The sequence below is a fragment of the Clostridium sp. Marseille-P2415 genome (genome assembly GCF_900155545.1).
Classification (GTDB): Bacteria; Bacillota; Clostridia; order Lachnospirales; family Lachnospiraceae; genus Lacrimispora.
In genome coordinates, this window is record NZ_LT732526.1 from 134,179 (window position 1) to 145,896 (window position 11,718).

The 11,718-nt window shown below is 42.1% G+C and carries 13 protein-coding genes; 12 read left to right on the forward strand and 1 reads right to left on the reverse strand.

Translation table 11 applies throughout. From position 1 onward, the window contains the following. The first annotated feature begins 115 nt into the window (after window positions 1-115). The 12 genes from tnpA to BQ9856_RS25130 all read left to right on the forward strand — a co-directional run bounded on the left by tnpA (window position 116) and on the right by BQ9856_RS25130 (window position 11,064). Window positions 116-544 carry an IS200/IS605 family transposase gene (gene tnpA / locus BQ9856_RS05540; RefSeq protein ID WP_077609580.1) on the forward strand — a complete coding sequence of 143 codons (429 nt, stop codon included), beginning with the start codon at window positions 116-118 and terminating at the stop codon, window positions 542-544. 206 nt (window positions 545-750) lie between these two features. Then, a complete protein-coding gene (locus tag BQ9856_RS25645; protein ID WP_442855487.1) occupies window positions 751-903 on the forward strand; it encodes a type I restriction-modification system subunit M N-terminal domain-containing protein in 153 nt (50 codons plus the stop codon). Between the two features lie 45 nt (window positions 904-948). Then, window positions 949-1,587 (forward strand): HsdM family class I SAM-dependent methyltransferase, encoded by a 639-nt coding sequence (locus tag BQ9856_RS25650; protein ID WP_442855488.1) that lies wholly within the window; start codon window positions 949-951, stop codon window positions 1,585-1,587. Then, entirely contained in the window at window positions 1,575-2,198 is a 624-nt protein-coding gene (locus BQ9856_RS25655; RefSeq protein WP_442855489.1) for an N-6 DNA methylase, read from the forward strand. The genes BQ9856_RS25650 and BQ9856_RS25655 overlap by 13 nt, the downstream gene beginning before the upstream one ends. Before the next feature lie 329 nt (window positions 2,199-2,527). After that, window positions 2,528-2,974: an MFS transporter gene (locus BQ9856_RS05555; protein ID WP_235839158.1), complete on the forward strand. Its 447-nt coding sequence runs from the start codon at window positions 2,528-2,530 to the stop codon at window positions 2,972-2,974. 179 nt (window positions 2,975-3,153) lie between these two features. Then, window positions 3,154-3,636 (forward strand): alkaline phosphatase family protein, encoded by a 483-nt coding sequence (locus BQ9856_RS25520; protein ID WP_328587231.1) that lies wholly within the window; start codon window positions 3,154-3,156, stop codon window positions 3,634-3,636. Then, window positions 3,606-4,454: an alkaline phosphatase family protein gene (locus BQ9856_RS05560; protein WP_328587232.1), complete on the forward strand. Its 849-nt coding sequence runs from the start codon at window positions 3,606-3,608 to the stop codon at window positions 4,452-4,454. The genes BQ9856_RS25520 and BQ9856_RS05560 overlap by 31 nt, the downstream gene beginning before the upstream one ends. Window positions 4,455-5,502: 1,048 nt before the next feature. Beyond that, window positions 5,503-5,949 carry an MFS transporter gene (locus BQ9856_RS05570; RefSeq protein ID WP_235839158.1) on the forward strand — a complete coding sequence of 149 codons (447 nt, stop codon included), beginning with the start codon at window positions 5,503-5,505 and terminating at the stop codon, window positions 5,947-5,949. A 179-nt stretch (window positions 5,950-6,128) separates the two neighbouring features. Beyond that, on the forward strand, window positions 6,129-6,611 hold the full coding sequence (locus BQ9856_RS25525; RefSeq protein ID WP_328587231.1) for an alkaline phosphatase family protein: 483 nt from the start codon (window positions 6,129-6,131) through the stop codon (window positions 6,609-6,611). Then, on the forward strand, window positions 6,581-7,429 hold the full coding sequence (locus BQ9856_RS05575; protein WP_328587232.1) for an alkaline phosphatase family protein: 849 nt from the start codon (window positions 6,581-6,583) through the stop codon (window positions 7,427-7,429). Before BQ9856_RS25525 ends, BQ9856_RS05575 begins: the two co-directional genes overlap by 31 nt. Before the next feature lie 410 nt (window positions 7,430-7,839). Continuing rightward, window positions 7,840-9,183: a glycoside hydrolase family 43 protein gene (locus tag BQ9856_RS05580; protein ID WP_077610154.1), complete on the forward strand. Its 1,344-nt coding sequence runs from the start codon at window positions 7,840-7,842 to the stop codon at window positions 9,181-9,183. 81 nt (window positions 9,184-9,264) lie between these two features. After that, window positions 9,265-11,064: a family 43 glycosylhydrolase gene (locus BQ9856_RS25130; RefSeq protein ID WP_159441951.1), complete on the forward strand. Its 1,800-nt coding sequence runs from the start codon at window positions 9,265-9,267 to the stop codon at window positions 11,062-11,064. A gap of 258 nt (window positions 11,065-11,322) precedes the next feature. Here BQ9856_RS25130 and BQ9856_RS05590 read toward each other — a convergent pair. Next, window positions 11,323-11,718: helix-turn-helix domain-containing protein (locus tag BQ9856_RS05590; protein WP_328587233.1), on the reverse strand; the 396-nt coding region annotated here is incomplete at its 5' end.

An 11,718-nucleotide genomic window follows, 5' to 3' on the forward strand; every position in this document is an offset into this window, starting at 1 on the left:
AGCTATGCTGGGGAGAATAGTGTAAGTGGAAACGGTGAGGATATAACGAAAAAGCCTCCTATGATAAAATGAGAATGGTGTCGCAAGCCAAACTCAAAAATAGGAGGCAGTCCCAATGGACAATAAAAGTTTATCACACAGTAGATGGAAATGCCAGTACCACATAGTATTTATTCCAAAGTATCGGAAAAAGCAACTATACGGACAAATAAAAGAAGATGTACGAGAAATACTTGGTACGCTATGCAAGTATAAAAATGTAGAAATAATAGCAGGAGCAGTATGCGTAGATCATGTACATTTAAGCTTAGCAATTCCGCCGAAGCTTAGTATATCAAGTTTCATGGGCTATTTGAAAGGAAAAAGTACGCTGATGATTTATGATAGACATCCAGAATTGCAGAGTAAGTGGAATAAAGCGTTTTGGTCGCGAGGATATTATGTAGAAACCATTGGTAATATAACCGATGAAGCAGTACAGAAATACATTAAAGAGCAAGCAGAAGAGTCGCGCAAGGAAGATATGAGAAGTACCGCTTTTTAGCGGACCAGTAAGGATGCTTGCGACACCGCCCTATTGGGCGAGCAGTAAGAAAGCCCTTATTAGGGCTAATATCAAACCACCAGTTGAACTGGTGGTTGCTGACTAGCTTGCAATAGCCACATTGATGGATTTATGTGAACAAGAACAGGTGGAAGCTGTGCTATTGCAGGAATTGAAAATACAAAAGAATCGAGAGGGATCATTGTATGGCCATCAAAAAGAGTGAAATTTACAGCCAGATATGGGCTGCATGTGATAAGCTGCGCGGCGGTGTGGAACCTGCACGTTATAAAGATTATATTCTGACAATGCTGTTTGTGAAATATGTTTCAGACCGTTTTAAAAGTAGTGATGATTAGGATATTGAAATACCAGACGGCGGCAGCTTTGATGATATTATAGCATTGAAATATAAGAAAAATAACGGTAAAGGGATCAATATGGTCATTGGAAAATTGGCTGAAGCCAATGATTTAAAGGGCATCATTGATATCGCCGATTTTAACAGTGAAGAACTTGGTACAGATAAAGAAGCGGTAGATAAGCTCTCCGACCTTGTAGAGATTTTTCATAAGCCAGAAATTGACTTTACAAACAATCGTGCGGGTGGAGATGACATTCTGGGCGATGCCTATGAATATCTGATGCGGAAGTTCACCCAAGATTCCGGTAAAAGCAAAGGACAATTCTATACGCCTGGTGAGGTATCCCGCATCATGGCAAAGGTGATTGGCATCAATAAAGCTGATTCCCCCAGCACAAGCGTATATGATCCTGCATGCGGCTCCGGTTCGCTTTTGATTCGTGCGGCAGACGAGACTCCGTGTGATATATCCATTTGGGGTCAGGAGAAAGATAATTCAACAGCTGGTCTTGCCCGGATGAATCTGTTCCTTCACAATAAAGGAGCCGGGATGGTTGTGGGCAATAAGAGTACCCTTTCTAGTCCGCAGTATAAAGATGACAATAACCCGGAATTACTGAAGACCTTTGACTTTATCGTGGTTAATCCGCCTTTCTCAGATAAATCATGGATGGTATAGCAATTCCTGATATGTATGGGCGTTATAGTGAGGCTGATTTAGGTGTCCCGCCGGAGAAAAACGGTGACTACGCCTGGCTTTTGCATGTGCTGAAATCGTTAAAATCCTCGGGAAAGGCTGCCATTATCTTGCCCCATGGGGTGCTGTTTCGGGGAAATGCAGAGGCTGATATTCGAAAAAAGATTATTGACGGGGGATATATCAAAGGCATTATTGGCCTACCTGCTAACCTTTTTTACGGAATAGGTATTCCGGCCTGTATTCTTGTGCTTGATAATGAAGATGCGGCGGAACGCAAAGGCATCTTTATGATTGATTCCAGCAAGGGTTTTGTGAAGGACGGAAATAAGAACCGTTTGCGGGAGCAGGACATCCACAAAATCGTAACTACCTTTTTGGCTATGGACGGATCTGACCCAAAGTATGCCCTCTTTGTGCTTAACGAGGAAATTAAAGTTACCAATGAATATAATCTGAACATTCCCCGCTATATCGACAACAGTGAGCCGGAGGATTTACAGGATATTAATGAACGCCTAAATGGCGGTATCCCGGCAGCAGATGTAGACAGTATGAAATCTACACGTTCCGGAGCCAAGATAAACGCATGAGTAAATAAATTGTAAACAAAATCATTTTATCTGTTACAATAGAAAGAAAACAGGTGGGATGATTATGGAACAACTCTTAAGCTGGATTGAGATAACTGAAGATAGCCGTCAGCAGACGAAGGTTAGGCACTGTTTAAAAGATAGAATCAACATAGGCAGGTTTTGGTTTATGTGGCTGTTTAGGTGTGGTAGCTTAACAATACACGATAAATTCAAAATCTGCTATATTTATTTTATATGGTGGGTGAAGAATAAAAGGAATGTTGAACAGCCATCGCGATAGCGATTTTGTTCAATTGAATTATAAAGGCTGGAAGGAGTATTCAATAATGAAGTTAAGCAGAGAAGAGAAATCATGGATATTGGTTGATTGCGGAAATTCGGCTTACTCAATGGCTGTCACCACTGCATTACTGCCGATTATGTTCGGAATGTTTGACAATGTGAAATGCAGCATGGATCTGGGATATTTTAACTCCATTGCCAGTATTCTGGTGGCGGTTTTAAGTCCGGTTTTAGGTGCCTGCGCCGATTATAAAGATAAAAAGAAACGGTTTTTTGTATTCTTTACCTGTCTGGGTGTCCTTGCAACCGCTTCGCTGGCGTTTATTCCTCCCTCCAGCGGACAATGGCAGCTTTTAATTCTTTTCTTTGTCTTATCGGCAATTGGATTTGCAGGATCCAACATTTTCTACGATGCATTTATCGTAGATGTTACCAGTGATGAGAGAATGGATAAGATTTCTTCCCTTGGTTTTGCGTTCGGCTATTTATAATATATTCGGTAAATTCTCAGCCATTATGGGTCCAACGCTGATGTCCCTTACAACAGCCATTACCGGCAATGCCAGATGGAGTATTTTGGGAATTATTCCTCTTTTTTTAATTGGATTTGTGATTTTTATGACACTTCCTAAAGAACAAAAATAAGATGAAAGATGATGGAGCTGGAAAAATGAGCAAAGGAAAAGCAAAGCATCTGGTAGTGATCTCCTATGATGCATTTTCTGAAGATAACTGGGAAAAGGCAAGTCGGCTTCCCAACCTTTCCCGGTTAATAAAAAGCGGAGCGTTCAGTACAAAATTAAAAAGCGTATATCCGACTCTTACTTATGTAGTGCATACCACTATGGTGACCGGCGTTTATCCGGACAAGCATGGAATCTATCATAATACCCCTCTCCAGCCTTTCATTGACGAAGAAGAACAGGCGTGGTTCTGGTTTAAAAAGGATATCAAGGCAACTGCTGTGTATGATGCTTTGAGAAATCATGAAATGAAATCAGCCGGAATCCTATGGCCTGTTACCGGAAAAGCCTCTATTCGCTATAATCTGCCGGAGATAAGGGCAATCGGACGTGAGAATCAATCTCTTAAGATTTTAAAAAATGGAAGTCCGTTTTTTGCATGGGGCTTGAGAAAAAATATGGAAAATTAAGAAAAGGGATTGAACAGCCTTACCTGGATGATTTTACAGCCATGTGCGGAAAAGACACCGTTCTAAGCAAAAAACCGGAACTTCTGATGATACACTTCATTGAACTGGACGATGCGAAGCATCATTATGGGACAGACAGTCCTGAGATTAACAAGGTTCTGATCCGCATGGATGAAAGAATCGGTAAGATAATCGAGGCAGTTCGGGAGGCAGGCATTTTTGAGGAAACGGTTTTTCTGGTGTTGGGAGATCATGGGCAGAAAAATGTAAGGTACAAGGTGAGGCTGAATCAATTGTTAAAAGAAGAAGGCCTTATTTATGAAGAAAAAGGGAAAATGCTTTGGAGAGCCTATATACAGTCTACAGGAGGGTCTGCCTATTTGCACTTAAAGGAAAATGACGAGGAAGCGAAGCTGCGTGTACTACAGATTCTTCTAAAAGCGGCAGAAGAGAAAAACTTAGGTATTGAGAGGATCTATACCAGAGAAGATCTGGAACATTTTCATGCGTTCCTGGTTTCGGGGTATATGCTGGAAGCAAAAACTGGTTACTGTTTTGATGACAGCCTTACCGGGCCCCTTGTGACTGACTTGGAGAAAGAGAATAGAAAGTATGCAACGTATGGGTATTCACCGGAGAAACCAGAGTATCAATGTGGCTTTGTAGTATCAGGAAATTGTATTAAGAAGGAATACCAGTTGGGAGAAATCCAGATGGTAGATATAGCCCCTACGATTGCAGCGATTCTCGGCATTGATTTCGGTCCTTGTGACGGCAGAGCGTTGGATGAGATATTCAGAATTAATAAGAAAGCGTAAAACAGTACGTTTATAATTGCTATTCCAGGAAAAAGGAGAGACATAAAAATTGCAGGGAGTATCTTTATCATGAAGATATTCCCGCTTTTTTATGTTAATTATCTTGGATAATTGATTTTAAAAAGAGAAATCTCAACTATTCAGTGCCTATATAGATTAAAGTTAATATCAAGTGACAACATAATAAGTTTGCAGTCACTCGTATAAATTGATTCATGGCGTTGCTAATAAGTCAATCATAATTATGAAAGAACTCAATTGTTCCTACAAAGGATTGATATTGTCCTTCGGCGTTTCCTTCGACTGTTCCACTGGGAGAAAATACACCGCCATTCATTGGCTTCCTAAGGGCATGCTCAAGGGATATTTTACAGAATGTTATCATATAATTATGAATGGAGGAGTAAAAAATGTTAAAAAATTCCAAAAACGCAGCCTATCTGTTCGTCCACTTCACAGGTGAGTCGGCTATAGGCGAGCAGGTTTATTTCGCAGTAAGCACAGACGGCTTGCACTGGACCGATCTGAACAATTCGAATCCCTGCCTGATTTCCAATATAGGAGAAAAGGGCGTCCGTGATATGGCTTTCTGCAAAATGCAAGACGGCAAATATATTCTTCTTGCCACAGATTTAAGAATTGCCAGTGGAAAAGGCTGGAGTGATGCACAACACAACGGAAGTACAAACCTGGTCATCTGGGAATCAACCGATTTGTTAAACTGGACCGGACCGAGGCTGGTTAACATAGCGGGTAACATCCCGAGCGCAGGCTGTGCGTGGGCACCGGAAGCGATTTATGATCCTTCTATCGATAAGTATGTTGTTTACTGGGCTACCATCGCTCCGTTAAACGGAATAACCAAAGCCAGAATCTATTATAGTACAACAACTGATTTTGTGAATTTTTCAACGCCGGCATTATATATAGACAGGGCCGGTTCACAAGGTTGTATTGACACTCAGATCCTTGAGGTGGATGGTACATATAAGTATATCCGTGCATCAGGTGACGGCNGAATTATAAAGGCTGGAAGGAGTATTCAATAATGAAGTTAAGCAGAGAAGAGAAATCATGGATATTGGTTGATTGCGGAAATTCGGCTTACTCAATGGCTGTCACCACTGCATTACTGCCGATTATGTTCGGAATGTTTGACAATGTGAAATGCAGCATGGATCTGGGATATTTTAACTCCATTGCCAGTATTCTGGTGGCGGTTTTAAGTCCGGTTTTAGGTGCCTGCGCCGATTATAAAGATAAAAAGAAACGGTTTTTTGTATTCTTTACCTGTCTGGGTGTCCTTGCAACCGCTTCGCTGGCGTTTATTCCTCCCTCCAGCGGACAATGGCAGCTTTTAATTCTTTTCTTTGTCTTATCGGCAATTGGATTTGCAGGATCCAACATTTTCTACGATGCATTTATCGTAGATGTTACCAGTGATGAGAGAATGGATAAGATTTCTTCCCTTGGTTTTGCGTTCGGCTATTTATAATATATTCGGTAAATTCTCAGCCATTATGGGTCCAACGCTGATGTCCCTTACAACAGCCATTACCGGCAATGCCAGATGGAGTATTTTGGGAATTATTCCTCTTTTTTTAATTGGATTTGTGATTTTTATGACACTTCCTAAAGAACAAAAATAAGATGAAAGATGATGGAGCTGGAAAAATGAGCAAAGGAAAAGCAAAGCATCTGGTAGTGATCTCCTATGATGCATTTTCTGAAGATAACTGGGAAAAGGCAAGTCGGCTTCCCAACCTTTCCCGGTTAATAAAAAGCGGAGCGTTCAGTACAAAATTAAAAAGCGTATATCCGACTCTTACTTATGTAGTGCATACCACTATGGTGACCGGCGTTTATCCGGACAAGCATGGAATCTATCATAATACCCCTCTCCAGCCTTTCATTGACGAAGAAGAACAGGCGTGGTTCTGGTTTAAAAAGGATATCAAGGCAACTGCTGTGTATGATGCTTTGAGAAATCATGAAATGAAATCAGCCGGAATCCTATGGCCTGTTACCGGAAAAGCCTCTATTCGCTATAATCTGCCGGAGATAAGGGCAATCGGACGTGAGAATCAATCTCTTAAGATTTTAAAAAATGGAAGTCCGTTTTTTGCATGGGGCTTGAGAAAAAATATGGAAAATTAAGAAAAGGGATTGAACAGCCTTACCTGGATGATTTTACAGCCATGTGCGGAAAAGACACCGTTCTAAGCAAAAAACCGGAACTTCTGATGATACACTTCATTGAACTGGACGATGCGAAGCATCATTATGGGACAGACAGTCCTGAGATTAACAAGGTTCTGATCCGCATGGATGAAAGAATCGGTAAGATAATCGAGGCAGTTCGGGAGGCAGGCATTTTTGAGGAAACGGTTTTTCTGGTGTTGGGAGATCATGGGCAGAAAAATGTAAGGTACAAGGTGAGGCTGAATCAATTGTTAAAAGAAGAAGGCCTTATTTATGAAGAAAAAGGGAAAATGCTTTGGAGAGCCTATATACAGTCTACAGGAGGGTCTGCCTATTTGCACTTAAAGGAAAATGACGAGGAAGCGAAGCTGCGTGTACTACAGATTCTTCTAAAAGCGGCAGAAGAGAAAAACTTAGGTATTGAGAGGATCTATACCAGAGAAGATCTGGAACATTTTCATGCGTTCCTGGTTTCGGGGTATATGCTGGAAGCAAAAACTGGTTACTGTTTTGATGACAGCCTTACCGGGCCCCTTGTGACTGACTTGGAGAAAGAGAATAGAAAGTATGCAACGTATGGGTATTCACCGGAGAAACCAGAGTATCAATGTGGCTTTGTAGTATCAGGAAATTGTATTAAGAAGGAATACCAGTTGGGAGAAATCCAGATGGTAGATATAGCCCCTACGATTGCAGCGATTCTCGGCATTGATTTCGGTCCTTGTGACGGCAGAGCGTTGGATGAGATATTCAGAATTAATAAGAAAGCGTAAAACAGTACGTTTATAATTGCTATTCCAGGAAAAAGGAGAGACATAAAAATTGCAGGGAGTATCTTTATCATGAAGATATTCCCGCTTTTTTATGTTAATTATCTTGGATAATTGATTTTAAAAAGAGAAATCTCAACTATTCAGTGCCTATATAGATTAAAGTTAATATCAAGTGACAACATAATAAGTTTGCAGTCACTCGTATAAATTGATTCATGGCGTTGCTAATAAGTCAATCATAATTATGAAAGAACTCAATTGTTCCTACAAAGGATTGATATTGTCCTTCGGCGTTTCCTTCGACTGTTCCACTGGGAGAAAATACACCGCCATTCATTGGCTTCCTAAGGGCATGCTCAAGGGATATTTTACAGAATGTTATCATATAATTATGAATGGAGGAGTAAAAAATGTTAAAAAATTCCAAAAACGCAGCCTATCTGTTCGTCCACTTCACAGGTGAGTCGGCTATAGGCGAGCAGGTTTATTTCGCAGTAAGCACAGACGGCTTGCACTGGACCGATCTGAACAATTCGAATCCCTGCCTGATTTCCAATATAGGAGAAAAGGGCGTCCGTGATATGGCTTTCTGCAAAATGCAAGACGGCAAATATATTCTTCTTGCCACAGATTTAAGAATTGCCAGTGGAAAAGGCTGGAGTGATGCACAACACAACGGAAGTACAAACCTGGTCATCTGGGAATCAACCGATTTGTTAAACTGGACCGGACCGAGGCTGGTTAACATAGCGGGTAACATCCCGAGCGCAGGCTGTGCGTGGGCACCGGAAGCGATTTATGATCCTTCTATCGATAAGTATGTTGTTTACTGGGCTACCATCGCTCCGTTAAACGGAATAACCAAAGCCAGAATCTATTATAGTACAACAACTGATTTTGTGAATTTTTCAACGCCGGCATTATATATAGACAGGGCCGGTTCACAAGGTTGTATTGACACTCAGATCCTTGAGGTGGATGGTACATATAAGTATATCCGTGCATCAGGTGACGGCCAGATCAGTTTTGAAGGAAGCAACTCAATACTTGGCACATGGACCAGGCTTGGTGACCTTCAGATTCTCGGATTGACAGGCTCCATGGTTGAAGGCCCCATACTCTACAAATTCAACAACCAGTCTAAGTGGGGGTGTATGGTTGACCAATATGCATCAGGTAAGGGGTATCTGCCTTTAACTTCCACAGATATGTGCGATATGAGCAAATTCAGCATTGTAAGTACTTCAGACTATTCAATGGGTACTGATTTGAAGAGGCATGGAGAAATAATAAACATCACAACTGCACAGTACGATGCCCTGCTGGCCAAATGGCCCAATGTTGTAACAAACAGGCTTCAGTCCTATAATTACCCGACCAGGTACGTAAGACATTATAACTTTGATGTCAGAATAGATGAAAATGTTTCACCGCTGGCGGATTCTCAGTTTAAGATAGTCCCCGGATTGGCCGGCAGCGGTGGTTACGTTTCCTTTCAGTCGGTGAATTTCCCGAATTATTATCTGAGACACTCAAATTTCGATTTTTCACTGGCTGCCAATGACGGAACCGCCCAATTTGCAGCCGATGCAACATTTATAGAAGTAGTAGGACTTGCTGATTCTGCCTGCACATCCTTCCAGTCTTATAATTTTCCGACAAGGTATATAAGACACAGCGAATTCCTTTTGAAGCTGGACCCTGTCAGTACTACTACTGACATGCAGGATGCCACCTTTAAAATTACAGATTAAGTTTATTTATTAGGGTATATAAAGCCCGATTACTGAAATCGGGCTTTACATTAATGTAAAAAAGTCAATTGGGGGGATTTAATGAAAAAAATATTAAAGATTGTAATAGTTCTTGCAGTGATTTTTCTGCTTTCATCAGTATGCTATGCTGACAATCCGGTCATTAGTAATTTATATACAGCTGATCCTGCTGTTATGGTAGATGGTAACACTGTATATCTTTATACCGGGCATGATGAAGGTTCTACAGGATACGTCATGAAGGATTGGAAATGCTATTCTTCTACGGATATGGTGAACTGGACAGACTGCGGAACACCCCTTGCAGTCAGTGCGTTCAGTTGGTCGAAGGGTGATGCCTGGGCAGGGCAGGTTATTAAAAGAAACGGAAAGTACTACTGGTATGTATGTACGGAACATAAGACAAAAGCTGGAAAGGCTATTGGTGTTGCGGTATCCAACAGTCCTGCGGGTCCATTTACAGATGCCCTCGGATATGCACTTATAACAAATGACCAGACTAAATACAACACATCAACATGGGATGATATTGATCCCACAGTTTTTATAGATGATGACGGGCAGGCGTATTTGTACTGGGGTAACAATGCCTGCTACTATGTAAAACTTAACAGCGATATGATATCATATAACGGTTCCATTCATACGATTCCTTTGACAACAGCAGCTTTCGGACCTGGTTATACAGAGGCTCCCTGGCTATACAAGCACAACGGATTGTATTACCTTGCTTATGCAGCCGGTTTCCCGGAGTGGATCGCATATTCTACAAGCACAAGCCCAACAGGACCTTGGACCTACAGGGGAATCATCCAGCCTGCTATCCCTTCCAGCAATACGATTCATCCGGCAATAATTGATTTTAAAGGAAGTTCATATCTCATTACCCATAACGGGGCATTACCTGCAGGCGGCAGCTACAAACGGTCTGTATGCATTGAGGAGTTTGCTTATAATTCAGACGGTACCATACCGAATATTTACCAGACATCCACCGGAGTAAACGGTGTAAAGAACAGGATACAGTCATATAATTTTCAGACCATGTTCTGGAGGCATTTGAATGGTGATGCAAAAATCGATCCGACCATGAATCCGGGAAATGATTCTGAATGGCAGATCGTACCCGGTCTTGCCAATTCAGCCTCAGGCTATGTATCCTTCCAGTCTGTTTCACAGCCGGGCTATTATCTGAGACATAGCAATTACGATATAGTTCTTGCTAAGAATGACGGAACCCCCTTATTCGCATCCGACGCGACCTTCAAAGAGGCAGCGGGCTTAAAGGACAGCACCTGGACATCCTTCCAGTCCTATAACTATCCTGACAGGTATATCAGGCACAGCAATTATAATCTGAGAATTGACCAGATCAGCACAGATACGGATAAGCAGGACGCTACCTTCAGGATTATGAACAGTACCATTGGTTCTCCGTCCTATGTAAAGATTGCAAATCGTGCAACCGGACTGTGCATTGACGGCTATGGGTATACTGAAAACGGCTCCAATTGTAACCAGTATGCAAGCGGCACCAGCGAAAACCAGCAGTGGATTATAGAACCGGCTGGACTTTTGGGTACCAACGGAGGCTGCGTTACCATCAGAAACCGCGCTACAGGACTGTTCCTGGATGGAATGGGAAGGACTGCTTCCGGTTCTGTTTGCGGACAATATGCAGCTACATATGTTAACAATCAGTTGTGGGTAGAAGAATCAGCCGGAAGCTATGTGAAGTTTAAAAACCTTACTACAGGTTTGTATTTGGATGGCAATGGTTTAACAACAAATGGTGCAGCCTTATATGAAAATACAAGCAGCGCCGGCAACAACCAGCAGTGGTCCATAGTAGCACCGTAAAATCATTATGGCACGGAAACAGTGGTTCTTTGGTGGACGAACTGGCAAAAGGTAAGCCGATGGAGAAGGTGTTGAGAGGCATACATTTTTTGTTTCTGTACTGAAATTATTCAAAAATAAAATAAAAATAGAGCTAGGGCTTAGAACCCCTAGCTCTTTTGTCTGCAGCCTGTAGCTTGTAAACAATGTTTTACTGGCTTTTTTGCCCATCCCAGGCACTCATATGTTTCGTTGACAGATACTTGTATTTTTTGCGTATTATTTTTGCAACAGACGCCATAGGGTTGTGCGGCTGATGCCCAAGCGTTTGGCTGCGGCGGTGTGGTTGCCCTCGGTTTCCCCTACCACCCGAATAGCGATGTCCTGGCTGATCTCTGTTAGCGTACGGTTTAAATCCAGAGGAGTGGCGGCATTTTCTTTCAGGGAGGAGAAAGCACCGACGTGCCGCTCCTTACGCAGTACCTGGCGGACATTTTCGGCAGTGATGATTTGGCTGGTGCCCGTTACCATAAGTTCCCCAATTACCCGGCTGAATTGGGTGTAGTTATGGGGCCAATTGTAACGTTGCAGCAGAGACAGCGCTTCCGGATCTGCACCCAAAATCTGCCGGGGCATGTTGACGTTCATGTGGCTCAGACATAGATTCATCAGCGT